The 17418-nt window shown below is 65.9% G+C and carries 17 protein-coding genes; 10 read left to right on the top strand and 7 right to left on the bottom strand.

Annotated features, from left to right (window positions below; genetic code table 11):
* Positions 1 to 60 precede the first annotated feature (60 nt).
* Complete coding sequence (locus HV765_RS16140) at positions 61 to 1065, bottom strand: Lrp/AsnC family transcriptional regulator (protein WP_175170342.1); 1005 nt, start codon at positions 1063 to 1065, stop codon at positions 61 to 63.
* An 82-nt stretch (positions 1066 to 1147) separates the two neighbouring features.
* Here HV765_RS16140 and HV765_RS16145 point away from each other — a divergent pair, with 82 nt between their 5' ends.
* Complete coding sequence (locus HV765_RS16145) at positions 1148 to 2467, top strand: MFS transporter (RefSeq protein ID WP_054420744.1); 1320 nt, start codon at positions 1148 to 1150, stop codon at positions 2465 to 2467.
* A gap of 75 nt (positions 2468 to 2542) precedes the next feature.
* On the top strand, positions 2543 to 3973 hold the full coding sequence (locus HV765_RS16150; protein WP_175170343.1) for an amidase: 1431 nt from the start codon (positions 2543 to 2545) through the stop codon (positions 3971 to 3973).
* 82 nt (positions 3974 to 4055) lie between these two features.
* Here HV765_RS16150 and metK read toward each other — a convergent pair whose 3' ends face one another.
* Positions 4056 to 5219, bottom strand: a complete 1164-nt coding sequence (gene metK / locus HV765_RS16155) for a methionine adenosyltransferase (protein WP_054420746.1) — start codon at positions 5217 to 5219, stop codon at positions 4056 to 4058.
* Between the two features lie 275 nt (positions 5220 to 5494).
* Between metK and HV765_RS16160 the strand changes: the two genes are divergently transcribed.
* From HV765_RS16160 to xerC, 5 genes are read left to right on the top strand one after another with little or no spacing between them, the layout of a single operon-like run.
* Positions 5495 to 6367: a lysophospholipid acyltransferase family protein gene (locus HV765_RS16160; protein WP_175170344.1), complete on the top strand. Its 873-nt coding sequence runs from the start codon at positions 5495 to 5497 to the stop codon at positions 6365 to 6367.
* Positions 6368 to 6399: 32 nt separating this feature from the next.
* Positions 6400 to 7290 (top strand): lysophospholipid acyltransferase family protein, encoded by an 891-nt coding sequence (locus HV765_RS16165; RefSeq protein WP_175170345.1) that lies wholly within the window; start codon positions 6400 to 6402, stop codon positions 7288 to 7290.
* A gap of 32 nt (positions 7291 to 7322) precedes the next feature.
* Positions 7323 to 8234: a diaminopimelate epimerase gene (gene dapF / locus HV765_RS16170; protein WP_175170346.1), complete on the top strand. Its 912-nt coding sequence runs from the start codon at positions 7323 to 7325 to the stop codon at positions 8232 to 8234.
* Positions 8235 to 8238: 4 nt separating this feature from the next.
* A complete protein-coding gene (locus HV765_RS16175; RefSeq protein WP_175170347.1) occupies positions 8239 to 8916 on the top strand; it encodes a DUF484 family protein in 678 nt (225 codons plus the stop codon).
* Between the two features lie 60 nt (positions 8917 to 8976).
* Positions 8977 to 9966: a tyrosine recombinase XerC gene (gene xerC, locus HV765_RS16180; protein WP_054420751.1), complete on the top strand. Its 990-nt coding sequence runs from the start codon at positions 8977 to 8979 to the stop codon at positions 9964 to 9966.
* 4 nt (positions 9967 to 9970) lie between these two features.
* Here the strand turns inward: xerC and HV765_RS16185 are convergent, their stop codons facing one another.
* From HV765_RS16185 to HV765_RS16205, 5 genes are read right to left on the bottom strand one after another with little or no spacing between them, the layout of a single operon-like run.
* Entirely contained in the window at positions 9971 to 11059 is a 1089-nt protein-coding gene (locus HV765_RS16185) for a nickel/cobalt transporter (protein ID WP_254600610.1), read from the bottom strand.
* Complete coding sequence (locus tag HV765_RS16190; RefSeq protein WP_175170348.1) at positions 11050 to 11733, bottom strand: DUF1007 family protein; 684 nt, start codon at positions 11731 to 11733, stop codon at positions 11050 to 11052. Before HV765_RS16190 ends, HV765_RS16185 begins: the two co-directional genes overlap by 10 nt.
* Positions 11694 to 12746 carry a metal ABC transporter substrate-binding protein gene (locus tag HV765_RS16195; RefSeq protein ID WP_175170349.1) on the bottom strand — a complete coding sequence of 351 codons (1053 nt, stop codon included), beginning with the start codon at positions 12744 to 12746 and terminating at the stop codon, positions 11694 to 11696. Before HV765_RS16195 ends, HV765_RS16190 begins: the two co-directional genes overlap by 40 nt.
* A gap of 19 nt (positions 12747 to 12765) precedes the next feature.
* Positions 12766 to 13632: a metal ABC transporter permease gene (locus HV765_RS16200; RefSeq protein WP_175170350.1), complete on the bottom strand. Its 867-nt coding sequence runs from the start codon at positions 13630 to 13632 to the stop codon at positions 12766 to 12768.
* A complete protein-coding gene (locus HV765_RS16205) occupies positions 13629 to 14351 on the bottom strand; it encodes a metal ABC transporter ATP-binding protein (protein WP_054420755.1) in 723 nt (240 codons plus the stop codon). The genes HV765_RS16200 and HV765_RS16205 overlap by 4 nt, the downstream gene beginning before the upstream one ends.
* A gap of 438 nt (positions 14352 to 14789) precedes the next feature.
* On the opposite strand from HV765_RS16205, the gene HV765_RS16210 reads away from it, so the two are divergent.
* The 3 genes from HV765_RS16210 to dksA all read left to right on the top strand — a co-directional run bounded on the left by HV765_RS16210 (position 14790) and on the right by dksA (position 17368).
* The gene (locus HV765_RS16210) at positions 14790 to 15293 is read left to right on the top strand and encodes a Fur family transcriptional regulator (protein ID WP_054420757.1); all 504 of its coding nucleotides are present in this window, start codon (positions 14790 to 14792) and stop codon (positions 15291 to 15293) included.
* A gap of 363 nt (positions 15294 to 15656) precedes the next feature.
* A complete protein-coding gene (locus tag HV765_RS16215) occupies positions 15657 to 16778 on the top strand; it encodes a CobW family GTP-binding protein (RefSeq protein ID WP_175170351.1) in 1122 nt (373 codons plus the stop codon).
* Positions 16779 to 16903: 125 nt separating this feature from the next.
* Positions 16904 to 17368 carry an RNA polymerase-binding protein DksA gene (dksA, locus tag HV765_RS16220; protein ID WP_006216410.1) on the top strand — a complete coding sequence of 155 codons (465 nt, stop codon included), beginning with the start codon at positions 16904 to 16906 and terminating at the stop codon, positions 17366 to 17368.
* Positions 17369 to 17418: the final 50 nt, after the last annotated feature.

Raw genomic sequence — 17418 nt, forward strand, 5'->3', positions numbered from 1 at the left:
GCGCCCCTAAGCATTGCGCCCCAAGCATTGCCCCCCAAGCATCGCCCCCATCAGCGCACATCAGCCCTCGTCCGCGCCCAGCCGCGCGCCGGCGCGCACGATGCCGCAACGCTTGTGGGCGCGCATCACCACGCCGACTTCGCTATTGAGCACGCCGTCCAGTTCACCCAGACGGCGCGTCACCACTTCCCACAAGTGCAGGCTGTCGCGGCACAGCACGTGCCAGAACAATTGCGACGCGCCGCTGGTGCCGAACAGGCAGCGCGTGTGCGGGTCCAGCGCCAGATGCGCGGCCAGCGCGTCAACCGCTTGCGGGCGCACCTGCACCGAGATCACGGCTTCCACAGGAAAGCCGACCAGCGCGGGCTCGACTTCCACACGAAAGCTCAACGCGCGACGCTCCACCAGATGCTGCAATAGCCGCTGCGCAGTCGGTTCGCTGACGTTGGCCTGCTCGGCCAATTCCGCCAGGCTGGCGCGCCCATCGCGCATCAGATGCGCCACCATGCGCTGCTCGGGCTCGGTCAGCGCGACGGGTGGCGACGCGGATGGCGTCTCGACCACAGCGTCCGGTTGCGCCTGAATGCGCCATTGCCCGGCGCGGCGAAACGGCCGCAAGACGAGGCGCGCTTCCACATGCTCGACCCCATCAATCGACGGCAGCACGCGGGTCACGACGTCGGGCAGGTCGGCCGCGTCCGCCAAGGTCAGCTCGGCCATCAGATCGGCGGTGCCCGCCAGCGTGACGACCAGTTGGCAGATGTCCAGCCGCGCCAGTTGATCGGCCACATCCGGCACCCGGCCCGACCGGCAGCGCACCCACGCATGCAGCACCACGCCCTGGCCCATGGCCAGCGGATCAGGTTCGGCAATGACGCGCAGCGCGTCGGCGTCCATCAGGCGGCGGATGCGGCGCGCCACGGTCCGCTCGGCAATGCCGGTGGCCGCGCCCAGCTCGCGCCAGGAAGCGCGGGGGTCTGCCTGCAACGCAATCAGACAGGCCAGATCGGTGTCATCGAGCGCTGGCATTAGGGGCTTACCCTTACTTGACGTGACCATATTCATTAATCTAACGTTCGCGCATTGATAAAAACACAAAATTAAACGGTCTTTTTGACCAAAAATAAATTCTTATTTTGAGGACGTCATGAGCAGCCCATCCGCGACCTTGCGCAGCAAGCAAGGGGCAAGCGCCGCGCCCGCCAGCGCTGCGCCCGTATCCCGCGCCCGCACCATCCTGGCCGGTAGTGTAGGCAATGCGGTCGAGTGGTTCGATTGGACCATCTACGCCTCGTTCGCCATCTTCTTCTCAAGCCAGTTCTTCCCGCCGGGCAACGAAACCACCGCACTGCTGGCCACGTTCGGCATCTTCGCCGTGGGCTTCTTCATGCGGCCGGTTGGCGGCTGGGTGCTGGGCATTTTCTCTGACCGCTACGGCCGCAAAGCCGCGCTGGGCCTGACGATTCTGATGATGGCGGGCGGTTCGCTCATCATCGCCATCACCCCCACCTACGCCACGATCGGCCTGGCCGCCCCGCTGCTGCTGACCGGCGCACGCCTGTTGCAAGGCCTGTCGCTGGGCGGAGAGTATGCCTCGGCCACGACCTTTCTGGCGGAAATGGCGCCGCCTGAGAAGCGCGGCTTCTATTCCAGCTTTGTGTTCTTCAGCGCCGCCGTCGGCATTCTGGCCGCGTCCGCCGTGGGCTGGATTCTGACGTCGACGCTTACCAAGGCCGACATGGCGTCCTGGGGCTGGCGCATTCCGTTCCTGCTGGGCGCCTTGGGCGGCCTGGCCGGCATGTGGATTCGCCGCGCCATCCCGGAAACCGAAGCGTTCTCGCACGCCAAGAAGGCCGGCGTCGAAAAGCAGCCGCTGCGCACGCTGCTGCGCGACCACCCGCGTGAAGTGCTGCGCATCGTGGGCTTCTCGGTGCTGACCACGTTCGCGTTCTACATCTTCGTGGCCTACGTGCCCACCTACGCCATCCGCCAGGTAGGCGCCGACCCCAAGACCGCGTTCGCCGCCAACACCGTCGCGCTGATCGTCTTCATGGTGGTGCAGCCCCTGTTCGGCATCTTGTCCGACCGCATCGGGCGCAAGCCGCAGCTGATTTTCTTTGCCGCTGGCTACCTGGTGTTCTTCTATCCGGTGATGACGACGCTTGGGCCGTCCTTCGGTTCGATCCTGGCGGTGGAATTGTTCGGCCTGGTGCTCTACGCCATGTACACGGCGATTGCGCCGGCCATCATGTCGGAGCAGTTCCCCACCAGCGTGCGCGCCGTCGGTATCGGCACGCCGTACAACCTGGTTGTTGCGCTGCTGGGCGGCACCACGCCCTACCTGCTGACCTGGCTGCAAAGCAAGGGCATGGAGCGCTGGTTCTTCTACTACGTGCTGGCGGGCGCCGTGATCACGCTGATCACCTTCATCCGCATGCCCGAAACGAAGGGCCAGACGCTGAAGTAAAACGATCAAGCACCCCGTGTAAACGCTTTCCGGCTGCGCCACGGCCGGAAGGCTTTTTCTTTTTCCATGAGATCCATGCCAGAACAAGACCACACCGCCCTGCATTTCCGAGACGCCCGCGAACTTGCCCGCGCCATCCGACAACGCGAACTGACATCGCGCCAGGTCACCACGCACTTTCTGGACCGCATCGAACGTGCGGCCCCGCTTGCCGCCTACAGCGAGATCACCGCGGAACGCGCGCTGGCGCAGGCCGACGCCGCCGACCGCCTGCAAGACGCGGGCCTGTTGATGGGGCCGTTGCACGGCGTGCCGGTGGCGGTGAAGGACAGCATTCAATGGCAAGGCACGCCCACCACCGGCGGCTCGCAGACCCGGCGCGGGGTCATCAGCGGTGAAACGTCGACGGCGGTGCGCGCCTTGTCGGCCCAGGGCATGGTGATTCTGGGCAAGACGCGCATGACGGAGTTCGCGTTCGGGCTGTCGGGCCAGAATCCCACCCAAGGCACGGCGCGCAATCCCTGGGATGCGAAGGTCGCCCGCGCGCCGGGCGGGTCTTCCAGCGGCGCGGGCGTGGCCGTGGCGGCCGGGCTGGCGCCGATTGCGCTGGGCGGCGACACCGGTGGTTCGGTACGCGCGCCGGCGGCCTTGAACGGACTGGTCGGCTACAAACCGTCGTCCGGGTTGATCAGCCGCGCGGGCTGCCTGCCGCTGTCAGACACGCTGGACGTGCTGGGCCCGATTGCCCGCAACGTGGCCGATGCCCGCCTGCTGGCGCAATTGCTGGCCGGCCCCGATGTGGACGACGGGGCCACCTTGGCCTTGCCCGCCGCCCGCTTCACCGCGCTTCGGCATCCTGCCACCCGTCGGCCGAATGCGGTCGCCGTGCTGGCGCCGGAAGCCTGGCCCGCAGCGTTGACCGAAGCGGGGCTGCAAACCTGGCACCAGGCGCAGGAACGGCTGGCAGCGGCCGGGCTCACGCCCACCGCGTGGCACCCGCCCGCCGGCCTGTCGTTCTCGCGCATGGCCGACGACAACTCGCTGGTGCTGGCCTACGAGGCCTATCGCTACTACGGCGCGCTGGCGGAAAACCCCGCCGCGCCCTTGTGGGAAGTGGTGCGGGCGCGCATCGCGGCGGGCGGCCGGATCGCGCAAGCCGATTACGAAGCGGCGCTGCTGCGGCGCGCAGCCGACATGGCCGCCTTCGCCAGCGCCATGCAGGGGCAGGACGCCTTGCTGATGCCCGCGTGCGACCAGGCCGCGCAAGCGCTGGACGAAGACGACCTACGCCATGTGGGTCTGGGCAAATTGCTGCGCCCGGCCAATTTCCTGGGCGCGGCCGCCATCGCGCTGCCCGCGGGATTCGACGCCGAAGGCATGCCCATGTCGGTGCAACTGCTGGCCCCCGCCGGTGGCGACGCCGCCTTGCTGGATTGCGCGGCGGTGCTGGAACCCGTGCTCGCGCCAGTGGCGCGCGTGCCGGATCTGTCGTCCTGGGGGTTGTGAACACTCCGGCGCTATAAAAAAAACCCCTGCAAAGATTTTGCAGGGGCTTTTTGCCGTGAAGACTCGCCTTGCGGCGCCTTCTTTACAGCGCTTTCTTCAGTTCCTGAACCTTGTCCGTGGCTTCCCACGAGAATTCCGGCTCGGAACGGCCAAAGTGGCCGTAGGCGGCGGTCTTGGCGTAGATGGGGCGCAGCAGATCCAGCATGTTCACGATGCCCTTCGGACGCAGGTCGAAGTGTTCGCGAACCAGCTTGGCGATCTGGTCGTCGGGGATGACGCCGGTGCCTTCCGTGTACACGGTGATGTTGATGGGTTCGGCCACGCCGATGGCGTAGCTGACCTGCACCTGGCACTGGCGCGCCAAACCGGCGGCCACGATGTTCTTGGCCACGTAGCGGGCGGCGTAGGCGGCCGAACGGTCAACCTTGGACGGGTCCTTGCCCGAGAACGCGCCGCCACCGTGCGGGCATGCGCCGCCGTAGGTGTCGACGATGATCTTGCGGCCGGTCAGGCCGCAATCGCCTTGCGGGCCGCCGATAACGAAGCGGCCGGTCGGGTTGACCAGGAACTTCGTGTTCGGCGTGATCAGGCCTTCGGGGAAGCTCGGCTTGATGATGTCTTCGATCACCGCTTCGCGGATGGTGTCCTGCGTGACTTCCGGCGCGTGCTGGGTCGACAGCACCACGGTGTCGACTTCCGCCGGGCGGCCGTCGATGTAGCGGAAGGTCACTTGCGACTTGGCGTCCGGGCGCAGCCACGGCAGGCGGCCGTCTTTGCGCAGTTCGCTCTGGCGCTGCACCAGGCGGTGCGCGTACCAGATCGGAGCCGGCATCAGGTCGGGCGTTTCATCGCACGCGTAGCCGAACATCAGGCCTTGGTCGCCCGCGCCCTGGTTCAGATAGTCTTCCGAGCTGCGGTCCACGCCTTGGGCGATGTCCGGCGATTGCTTGTCATAAGCAACCAGCACGGCGCAACCCTTGTAGTCGATCCCGTACTCGGTGTTGTCGTACCCGATGCGGCGGATGGTGTCCCGCGCAACCTGGATGTAGTCGACGTTGGCGGTAGTGGTGATTTCACCGGCCAGAACGACCAGGCCCGTGTTGCACAGCGTTTCGGCTGCGACACGCGCGTTGGGGTCCTGCGTGAAGATGGCGTCCAGAATCGAGTCGGAAATCTGATCGGCAACCTTGTCGGGGTGCCCTTCAGAGACGGATTCGGAGGTGAAGAGAAAATCGTTATTGGCCACAGATGCGTCCTTAGTGTCCGGCTTGACCGGCTCATAGGTTCACGAGGCGCGTTGCACCCCGGAATGCATGTCATACGCTATCTGGGTGCGACGCTTTAGCGGATTTGGCATGGGCCGCGCATAGCGCTGTGCCCTTGCCGTCGCCCCGCAAGTTGTCGGTTAACTCGGCGACTGAGCGGATTTTAAGCGAAAATGCCGGTCTTATGCCCGCGCCGGGGGTGTAAACATATTCCTGAACACCGGCATGACCCTGCCCGTCCTTATCCATTTGCCGCATGCTGCTCGCTCTGTTCCGCCTTTTTGCCGCCTTGCCGCTACCCGTTGCGCACGCCATCGGGCGCGCGGCCGGGCTTGCCGTGTACGCCTGGCCGGGCAAGTACCGGCGCAGGCTTCAGGCCAATGCGGCGCAGGCCGGCTACCCGGGCGCGGCGTTCGCCCGCCATGCAGCGGCCGAAACCGGCGCGATGATTCTTGAGAACCCGCGCGTCTGGTTCAAGAACGAGCAAAGCCTGGCCCAAGTGGTGTCGGACGATAACGACGTGGTCGCGTCCGCCCGGGCCGAAGGCCGCGGCATTCTGTTTCTGACGCCGCACCTGGGCTGCTTCGAGATCACCGCCCGCTATCTGGCCCGCCAGATGCCCATGACGGTGATGTTCCGCCCCCCGCGCAAGGACGTGCTGGCGCCACTGCTTGAGACGGCGCGCAACAGTTCGGCCGTCAACGCCGTGCCGGCCACCATGCAGGGCGTACGCGAATTCGTGCGGGCGCTGCGCCGGGGCGAGTCAGTCGGCATGCTGCCCGACCAGGCGCCCAGCGTGGGCGACGGCGTATGGGTGCCGTTTTTCGGCCGTCTGGCCTACACGATGACGCTGCCCAGCAAACTGGCGACGCAAACCAATGTGCCAATCATCCTGACCGCCGGCGAACGCCTGCCCAAGGGCCGGGGCTGGCGCATCCATTACGTCCGGGTGCCAGAACCGCTGCCGGCCGAGCCTGAAGCCCAAGCCGCCCTGATCAACGCCGCAATGGAAACGCTGATCCGCCGCTGCCCCGAGCAATACCTGTGGAGCTACAACCGCTACAAGACCCCGCGCGGCGCGCCCCGGGCGCCCGACACCGCCCCGGCTTCACCGCCCCCGGCCCCCTGACGCCACCGCCGACCGGTCTTTTTCCCCACACGATGAACAATTCAAAAACACGCACGCTGGTCACTCTGTTGAAATGGTTCGGCCGCATCAAGCCGTCCACGCGTCTGCGCATCGGCGCCGTCCTGGGGTGGCTTGCCCCGCGGCTGGCCAAGTCCCGCGCGCGCATCGTGCGCCGCAATCTTGAACTCTGCTTTCCCGATCAGCCCGAATCCGTGCGTGAGAAATGGGTAGCGGACCATTTCCGCGCGCTGGCGCAGTCCATCGTCGACCGGGGCGTGCTCTGGTACGGCACCCCCGAGGCCGTCAAGGACATGGTCACGCAGACCGGGGCCGACCGCATCAATGCGCTGATCGCCGAGGGCCGCCGGGTGATTCTGCTGGCGCCGCACTTTATCGCGATGGACGCCGCCGGCACCCGCCTGACCATGGAAGTGCCCAGCTCCGCCTCCATGTACACCCCGCAAAGCGACCCGCACATTGATGCCGTCGTGGCGGCCGGACGCGCCCGTTTCAACGAAGTGTTCCTGGTCAGCCGCAAGGACGGCGTGCGCGACCTGATCCGCCATCTGCGCGCGCCCCGTCCGGTGTATTACCTGCCCGACATGGATTTCGGCCGCCAGGGTTCGGTGTTCGTGCCGTTCTTCGGCGTGCAGGCGGCCACGTTGCTGGCCACCGCCCAGCTCGCCAAGAAATGGGACGCCGCCGTGCTGCCCATCGTGGGTTTCTGGAACCCGGATACCGGCCGCTACCATATCGATGTCTTGCCGCCGCTTGAGAACTTCCCGGGCGATGCGTCGCTGGAAGACGCCACAGCGCGTCTGAACCGCGAGCTGGAATCCTGGGTGCGCCGCTGCCCCAGCCAGTACTACTGGGTGCACCGCCGCTTCAAGACCCGTCCCCCGGGCGAACCCAAACTCTATTGAGGCCTGGCGCTGGGCCGCCGGCCGCCCAAATAATGGGCGATAATCGCCGGATGAACTGGAACTTCACCAAAATGCATGGCGCGGGCAACGACTTTGTCGTGCTCGACGGGGTCCGCCAGACCATCGACATGACGCCCGAACGGGCGCGCGCCTTGGGCGACCGGCACTTCGGCATTGGCGCCGACCAGATCCTGCTGGTCGAACGCGCCACCCGTCCGGACGCTGATTTCCGCTATCGCATTTTCAATTCCGACGGCAGCGAAGTCGAACACTGCGGCAACGGCGCGCGCTGCTTCGTGCGCTTCGTGCACGAGCAAGGCCTGTCCGACCGCAACCCGCTGCGCGCCGAAATCGCCACCGGCATCCTCGTCCTGGACGAAGGCGACGACGAACAGGTCACCGTTGAAATGGGCAGCACCCGCTTCGACCCCGCCGCGCTGCCATTCGACACCACCGGCCTGGCCTCGCAACGCGAAGGCGAAGACGCGCTCTGGGAGCTGGACCTTGACGCGCCCACTGGCGTCGCCAACAAGGTGCTGCTGTCCGCCGTGGCCATTTCCAATCCGCACGCGGTGCAGGTCGTCGACAACGTCGACACCGCGCCTGTCGGCATCCAGGGCCCGCTGATCGAAACCCATCCGCGCTTTGCGCGCCGCGTCAACGCGGGCTTCATGCAAATCGTTGACCGCCACAACATCCGCCTGCGCGTCTTCGAACGCGGTGCGGGCGAAACGCTGGCCTGCGGCACGGGCGCCTGCGCCGCGGTGGCTGCCGGCATCCGCCGCGGCCTGCTGGAATCGCCCGTGCGCGTGCAAACGCGCGGCGGCGTGCTCACCATTGCCTGGAACGGCGAACAACTGCGCATGACCGGCCCGGCCGAATCCGTGTTCACGGGGCAGGTCGACATCGACAAGCTCGTCTTCTCCATGGCGCTGAATCGCTGACCCTATGACTGATACCACCTTCACCGCCCAGGACATCGCCGCTTTCCTGCAAGACCACCCCGGCTTCTTCGACGAACACGCCGACGTGTTCGCCGCCATGCAGGTGCCGCATCCACACGGCACGCGCGCCATCTCGCTGGGCGAGCGCCAGATTCTGACGCTGCGCGAACGCAACCGCGAACTGGAATGGCGCCTGCAAGAACTCGTGCGCAACGCCACCGCCAATGAAAGCATCGGCACGCATGTGGCCAAATGGTGCAGCCGCCTGCTGTCTGAAAACGACCCGCAGCGCGTGCCGGGCGAAATCGCACTGGGTCTGGCCGAACAATTCGAACTGAACCACGTGGCGCTGCGCCTGTGGGACTTGTCGGAATTGCCCGCCACCGGCTACGGCGAACCCGTCTCGCAAGACGTGCGCACGTTCACCGACAGCCTGAAGACGCCTTACGTCGGCACCGACACCGACTTCGAAGCGGCCGGCTGGCTCGACAGCAAGCCGAAGTCGCTGGCGCTGGTGCCGTTGCGCCTGGAAGCCGACGGCGCGGCCGTCGGCCTGCTGGTGCTGGGTTCTGACGATCCCGAGCGCTTCACGCCCGAAATGGGCACGGCGTTTCTGGAATCCATCGGCCAACTGGCCTCCGCAGCGCTGCATCGTTTGAACCCGGCCTCGCCGAAGGTCTGACGCAGCAGCATCTATCGCATCGGATCTGCCCAAACGGGTCTACCTCAACGACGAGCGGACATGAATCAGGCACCGGACAGCACTACTCAAGACGCCACGCCGCTGCCTGATCCAATGCACGCCTGGCTGCGTCATCTGGAAACCAACCGCCGTTATTCGCCCCACACGTTGGACGGCTATCGGCGCGAGCTGCATTTCCTGCGCGACCTTGCCGACCGCGCCCGCCTGCCGCTGGACAAGATCGCCAACGGCCACATCCGGCAATTCGTGGCGCGCCTGCACGCGCAGGGCCGCGGCCCGCGCAGCCTGGCCCGAACGCTGGCCGCCTGGCGCGGCTTCTATCAATGGTGGGCGCCATCCATCAACTTGGCAGGCAACCCCGTGGCAGGCGTGCGTGCCCCCAAGGCACCGCGCGGCTTGCCCAAGGCGTTGTCCGTGGAACAGACGCAGGCGCTGCTGGACCGGCCGCCCGCCAAGGTCGCCAACGAACCCGCCGCGCTGCGCGATCAGGCGATGCTTGAATTGCTGTATTCCAGCGGCTTGCGGCTGTCGGAATTGGTGGGGCTGGACTTGCGCTACACACGGTCGGCCGACTATGAATCGCGCGGCTGGTTAAAGCTGGACGAAGCCGAGGTCGAAGTGCTGGGCAAGGGCGGCAAGCGCCGCTCGGTGCCGGTGGGTCAGGCAGCCATTGCCGCCTTGCAGAAGTGGATCGCGGTGCGGCCACAGCTGGCGCCGCCCAACCCCGCCCCGCAAGATGCCGCCGCGCTGTTCCTGGGCGCGCGCGGCAAACGCATTTCGCCACGCGTGGTGCAGCTGCAATTGGCGCAGATCGCGCAACAGGCGGGGCTGCCGACCCACGTGCATCCCCACGTTTTGCGCCACAGCTTCGCCAGCCATGTGCTGCAATCGGCGCAAGATCTGCGCGCGGTGCAAGAGATGCTGGGCCACGCCAATATCTCTACCACCCAGGTCTACACCCGGCTGGACTTCCAGCATCTGGCCAAGGCCTACGACCAGGCGCATCCGCGCGCCGGCCGCAAATCCTGAGCGCCTAGCCGCCCCCGGCCACCATGCCGCCCAGCAGCATGACGCCCAACAACAGCACCGCCAACGCCGCCAGCGCCTCAACGCCATAACGCAAGCGCGCCGCGCCCGCGCTGGACAAGCGGTTGCCGATACGCGTGGCCGCGCCGCCCGCGGCCACCGCCAGACAAGCCAGCGCCGCCACCGTCAACCCGGTGCCCAGCCCCATCGCCAACGCCGACGCAACGCCCGCCAGAAAAAAGCCTTGCGACAAGGCGAACACCAGCACGATCAGCGCGCCACTGCACGGACGCAATCCCACCGCCAGAATGGCCGAGCCGGCGCGCCGCCAGTTCAAGGCGCCCGCCACCTGGTCAGGTGCGGGCACATGCGCATGGCCGCAACCGCAATCGTGATCGTGATCGTGATCAGGATCGTGTTGATGGTGGTGGTGAACATGTGCATGCGGCGTGGGCGCATGCACGGCAATCGCACGCAACGCCGCGGCGCCCTTCAACGCCGGCTCTGCGGCGGGCGTCGCCGCAACCCGCTCACGCCGGCGGCGCAGCAACGGCCGAATCGCCTTGATCCACACCAGCCACGCACCCAGCAACGTCACCAATGCATAGGACGCCAGCTCCAGCCAACGCGTGGCCTGGTTCATCGTGGCGGCGGTGGCGTTGAACACCACCGCCAGCACCGCCACCATTGCAATCGCCACCAGCGCCTGGATCAGCGCGGACGCCAAGGCCAGCAGCGCACCGTTGCGCGCCGTCTGCCGGTTGGCCAGCACGTAGGAAGAGATCACCGCCTTGCCGTGCCCGGGTCCCAGCGCATGAAACACGCCATACGCGAATGACAGGCCGATCAACGTCCACGCCGCGCCACCTTCCGCTTGCCAGGCACGCACCGCGCCCGTCAGCTGGCGATAGAAATGGCTTTGCCAGACCGACACTTGCCCGAAGAAGCTGGCCAGCCAGCCCGGGCCACCCATACCCGCGCTGCTTTCGGGCACGCCGAAAGGATGCGCGCCTTGCGCCGCCGCCGCGCCCATGCCGCTCAGCAGCAGCACCGCCGCCAGCCACAGCATCGCGGGATGACGCCGCGCTACGGGCATCGCACCTCGATGCGGTGCGTCAGCCCCTTGGTGATGGCAAAGAGTTCGTCCGGCAACGCGTCCGGATCGGCCGGGATCGCGGCCAGTTGCTGCATGGTCTTCCAATCCAGTTCCTTGGGCTTGCGGTAGGCGGACGTGCACGCGGCGGCATCCGGGCCGCCCAGCGATACCGCGCCCTTTTCATCAAAGGCGTACGCCACGAAATAGGTGGGATCGTAGATATCCACCTGCGCGCCGTCCGCGCCCGGCGCCACGGGCGTGGCCAAGGGCAAGGTGAACGACAGCGTCAAGCGCGTGGTCTTCGGATTCCAGTCAACACGCGCATCGCGCGGCGCGGCAAACGCGGCCATCTTGCCATCCACCGTCACGCGGGTGAAGTAATGCGAAATCGGTTCACCCAGCGCCGTCATCCAGTCGTTCGCCATGCCCTTGAGCGTATCGGCGGACAAGGAGCCGTCCTTGCCCTTCTTCAGGCCTTGCGTGGCGTAGGCGCCAAACATTTCATCAAACAGCCAGACCTGGCGCACGGCCGTGATGCGGTGCTGCGCATCGACGTCGATAACCGCGCGGGCGTCGATCCACATATGCGGGTGCGCGCTGGCGGCACCGGCCGCCAGCAGTGCCGTCGCGGCGGTCAGGGCTGCAAGGCCGCGGCGAGCTGACGTACGTTCCATTCAAACATTTCCAGATAGGTAGCGCCGGGCTGTCCGGGCTTGGACAGCGCATCGGAATAAAGCGTACCACCCACCTTGGCGCCGGTCTCGCGTGCAATCTGCTGCACCAGTTTCGGGCTGGTGATGTTCTCGATGAACACCGCCGGCACCTTGTCACGCTTGACCTGTTCGATGATGCGCGCGACTTCGCCGGCAGACGGTTCGGCGTCCGTCGACACGCCCATTGCCGAGATGAATGTCACCCCATACGCATCGCCGAAATACCCGAACGCGTCGTGGGAAGTCACGACCTTGCGGCGCTCGGCGGGAATGGCGCCGAACGTCTGTTTTGCACGGGCATCCAGCGCTTCAAGTTTGGCGATGTAGGCGGTGGCGCGCTGGCGGTACGCGTCGGCGTGCGCGGGGTCGGCAGCGGCCAGACCCTCGGCCACGTTGCGCGCGTAGATCACGCCGTTGGCCAACGATTGCCAGGCATGCGGGTCCGCGTCGCCGTGGTGATGATGGCCGTCTTGCTGACCGTCTTTGTGGCCGTCTTTGTGGCCGTCCTTGGGGCCGTCTTTGGGGCCGTCTTTGTGATCCTCTTTGTGATCATGATCATGATCATGGCCATGGTCATGCTCGTCGTGCTTGTCGCCATGCCCATCGCCCGCGAACTTGCGCGGCGTGATGCCTTGCGACGCCACCACGGTCTGGCCCGCAAAGCCCGATGCCTTCGTCAGCTTGGGCAGCCAGGTTTCAAACTCCAGCCCGTTCACGAACAGCACGCGCGCGGCGGACAGCTTCTTCGCGTCGCCCGGCGTGGGTTCGTATTCGTGCGCGTCGCCGTCCGGCCCCACCAGCGTCGTCAGGCTCACGTCGTTGCCTCCCACCTCGCGCACGATGTCGCCGAGGATGGAAAAACTGGCCACGGCCTTCAGCGGCTCGGCGGCATGCGACACGCCGAACACGGCCGACAGGCACACGCCAGCCATGGCCAGCAACGCGCGCCGGCGCAGCGGCAGATTGGAACGCATAACGAATCTCCTTGGGAAGTCAGGCCGGACGCATGCCGCGCCGGGCCCGCAGCAGCCCGCCTTGCGGGCCGCCAACGATGGAAAACAGATAGCAGACGCCGGCCGCCAAAATGATCGACGGCGAGGCCGGCACGTTGAAGTGATAGGACACAAGCAACCCGCTCGCGGACGCCAGCACGCCGAAACTGGCCGCCAGCGGAATCTGGCGAGCCGCCGACCGCACCCAGAACCGGGCGGCCGCGGCGGGCAGCATCATGATCCCGACGACCATCAAAGTGCCCAGCACCTGGAAGCCCGCCACCAGATTGACAACCACCAGCACCAGGAAGCCCATGTGCACCCACCCGCCCCCGCCGCCGCTTGCGCGCAAGAAGCCCGGGTCCAGGCATTCGGCGACCAGCAGCCGGTAGATGGCCGCCAGCACCACCAAGGTCACGCTTGCGATGATGGTCACCAGCAGCAGCGACGCGTCATCCAGGCCCAGCACCGTGCCGAACAGCACATGCAACAGATCCATGTTCGAGCCGCGCAACGACACCAGCAGCACGCCCAGCCCCAGCGAGATCAAATAGAAGGCCGCGAAACTGGCGTCTTCACGCAGCGGCGTCAGCCGTGCGACCAAGCCTGCCAGCAGCGCGACCGCCAGGCCGGTGGCGATGCCGCCCAGCATCATCGCGCCCAGCGACAGGCCCGACAGCAGGAACCCCGCCGCCACCCCCGGCAAGATCGCGTGCGACATCGCGTCGCCCATCAGGCTCATGCGCCGAAGCACCAGAAACACGCCCAGCGGCGCGGCGCCCAGCGACAAGGCGCACGCGCCCGCCAGCGCGCGCCGCATGAAGCCGTAATCCAGAAAGGGCGAGACCACCCATTGCGCCAAGCTCATGCGTAAGCCCTCGCGTGCCATTGCCGCGCGGTCTTCAGATGCGCGTCGTTCAAGGTGTCGGCCGTGCCGCCCCAGGCCACGACCGAGCCGGACAGCAACAGACAATCGGGGAAGTGATCGCGCACCAGATCCAGGTCGTGCAGCACGGCGATCACGGTGCGGCCCTGGCCGTGCAAGCCGCACAGCAGGGCCATCAAGTCGTCGGCGGTATGGCTGTCGACCGCGGCGAAGGGTTCGTCCAGCAGCAGCACGGGCGCATCCTGCACCAGCATCCGCGCGAACAACGTGCGCTGCATCTGCCCGCCCGACAGCGTGTCCACGCCGCGCGCGGCGGCATCGGCAAGACCAACGGTTTCCAGCGCATCCATGCAGCGGTCGAGTTCATCGTTGCGATAGCGGCGCCATCCGCCCACGCGGCGCCACGCGCCCATGGCGACCAGGTCCAGCACCGAAACGGGAAACGACCGGTCCAGCTCCGCCGCCTGCGGCAGCCATGCCAGCTCCGACCGCCCCGCGCCGCTGATGCGCACGCTGCCGGTCATGGGGCGCAGCACACCCATGATGCCTTTGATCAACGTGGATTTGCCCGCCCCGTTGGGCCCCACCACGGCCGTCATTCCGCCGGCGGCGAAGCGCCCCGACACCGACTTCAGTGCGGGGTGACCATGCCAGCCGAAAGAGGCGTCCGACAGTTCAATCGTGACTGGCGACGCGCTCATCGCGGCCACCAGTCCAAGGCCCAGCCGGTCAGCGCCCACAGCGAAGCGGCCGCCACCAGGGCAAAAGCCATGCGGCGCCAGGCGGAAACCAGAAAAGCGGAACGGGGCGCGGTGTGGCGAGGCGCCGTGCAACGAGGCGGCGTGCTTTGCCGGGAGGCGGCGCCGGGCCGCGCAGGCAGAAGCGAGAAATGGGACATGGAAAACGTAACGACGAAAGGCGAGGGACGAAGGGGGGAAGACAAGAAACCAAGAACGAAGACGAAGGCCGAAACCCGAAGGAATGCGACGGCGCCGACGCTCGGAATCGCAGTTTTAATATGTTATATCATAACTAATTGCGCTTGAATCCGCCCACCTCGCCCGCATATCCATGTTTTCTGCTACCTTCCAGGCATCTCGCGCGCGTCGCGCGCGTCTTCCATTCAGATAAAGCCCGCCATGCCCGCTCCGCCCCGTTCCCCCCGCAGCGACACCGTCGGCGCCCAGCTCAGCGTCGCCGAGACGTTGTGCGAACAGCGCGGACGCCGCCTGACGCCCATCCGCCGCAAGGTGCTTGAGCTGCTGCTGCGCCACGGGCGCAGCCTGAAGGCCTATGAATTGCTGGACGCCATGCGCGAAGTGCACCCCGGCGCCGCGCCCCCCACCGTGTACCGCGCGCTGGACTTCCTGATGGACGAAGGCCTGATCCACCGCCTGGACGCCGTCAACGCCTGGAGCGCCTGTCACGACGCAGGCGGCGCACCGCACGATCTGCTGGTGGTCTGCACCGGCTGCGGCGCCGTGGCCGAAGTGTCCGACCCCGCCATGAGCCGCCAATTGGCCGAACGCGTCGCCCAAACGGGTTACGCCCTGGCCACGCACGAAACCGAAATTCGCGCGTTGTGTCCCCAATGCCAGCAGAAGCAACCCGCTGACGCCGGCCATCAGCACCATCATCACTAAGTCCTGATCCGCCGGACGGGTATGTCCGCCGGCGCATCATCCGGATTTCAAAACCGTCATTCCATCGCCGTCATGCGCCCGCCTGACCCCGGCGCATGACGCTCTTGAAATCCGGCAGACCGCCCCAAAATAGTGATATCGCCCGATACTTGACGGCGTACAGCCGCGATCCGGACGGCTATGGCCCCTGGGTTGACCCGGGGTTTGCCCCCTGCCCCCGACTGTGCTGTAATCCTGCGTCCGGCCGCTATTGGCGGCCTTCGCAGCCTGTGGCAAACCTCATCCTGCACGGGAAAATCCCCTGTCAGGCCTGTGGGTTGAATGCCTAGACTTCAGCCTTGACCTCACGCTAGCAGCTTCGCCATGAACACCCCGCGCAGTTTGGACAAAATGGTTCCCGTCACCATCCTCACCGGCTTTCTCGGTGCGGGCAAGACCACCCTGCTCAAACGCATCCTGACCGAATTCCACGGCCGCCGCGTTGCGGTCATCGAAAACGAATTCGGACCGGAAAGCATCGACAACGACCTGCTCGTGCAAGACAGCGATGAAGAAATCATCGAACTGTCCAACGGTTGCGTGTGCTGCACGGTGCGTGGCGACCTGATGCGCACCCTGTCCGAGCTGCGCGTCAAGCGCGAAGCTGGCGAACTGAATTTCGAACGCGTCATTCTTGAGACGACCGGCATGGCCAACCCTGGCCCCGTCTGCCAGACGTTCTTCATGGATGACGACATCGCCGAGTACTACCGCCTGGATGCGGTGGTGACCGTGGTCGACGCCAAGCACGGCATGTCCACGCTCGACGAACAGCCTGAAGCCCAGAAGCAAGTCGGTTTCGCCGACCGCATCCTGATCTCCAAGCGCGATCTGGTCAACGAAGCTGACTACGAAGCGCTGCGCCACCGCCTGGTTCACATGAACCCGCGCGCGCCGATCACGCCGGTCAATTTCGGCGAAGTCGACCTGAAGTCGATCATCGACATCAGCGGCTTCAACCTGAATTCCATTTTGGACATCGACCCGGAATTCCTGGCCGATGAACACCCCGACGCCGCCCACTCGCACGAGCATGGGCACGACCACGGACACGATCACGGCCATGGCCACGATCACGACCATGATCACGACGGCGATTGCGGGGCGCATTGCAATCATGCCCACCATCACCACCACCAGCACGACGACGAAATTGGCGCGTTCGTGTTCCGTTCCAACAAGCCGTTCGATCCCGCGCGCCTTGAGGAATTCCTGGGCGGCGTGGTTCAGGTCTATGGCCCCGACCTGATGCGCTACAAGGGCATCCTGTACATGAAGGGCATCAACCGCCGCATGTTGTTCCAGGGTGTGCACATGATGATGGGCGCCGAACCCGGCAAGCCGTGGACCGCGGCCGAAAAACCGTCCACCAAGATGGTGTTCATTGGACGTAAGCTGCCCCAGGAGATTTTCACCCGGGGCTTGGAGCAGTGCCTGGCGGGGTAATCCCCCTTCCTGACGTGACGCGATGCGACGAAGGCAGTACTGTGAGGTACGAATAGCGTAAGCAACCAGCAACACGACCGGGAAAGGACGCCCGCGCCAGGATCGATTCATAGTGGAGTGTTTTCATGGCTACCAAGGCAGCAACCAAAAAATCAAGCAAGTCGACGAGCGATACGGCGATTGATCTGCCCAGCGAGAAGGAATTGCTGGCCATGCCCGAGTCCGACTATATGAACGAACGCCAATTGGCTTTCTTCAAGGAACGGCTCAAACAACTCGAACAGGACATCCTGGCCAACGCCGGCGAGACCACTGAGCACCTGCGCGAAACGCAGTTCGTGCCCGATCCCGCCGACCGCGCCACCATCGAGGAAGAACACGCCCTGGAGCTGCGCACCCGTGACCGCGAGCGCAAGCTGCTGAAAAAGGTGCAACAGTCCATCGCCCGCATCGACAGCGGCGAATACGGCTGGTGTGAAGAAACCGGCGAACCGATTGGCGTACCCCGCCTGTTGGCCCGCCCCACGGCCACCCTGTCGCTTGAAGCGCAGGAACGCCGTGAAATGCGCCAAAAGCTGTACGGCGACTGATCCGTCCCGTTATTCACGCCATGCCCTGAAAGGCTATGCTGGTTTCCAGC

The sequence above is a fragment of the Achromobacter kerstersii genome (assembly GCF_902859595.1).
GTDB classification, from domain to species: Bacteria; Pseudomonadota; Gammaproteobacteria; order Burkholderiales; family Burkholderiaceae_B; genus Achromobacter; species Achromobacter kerstersii.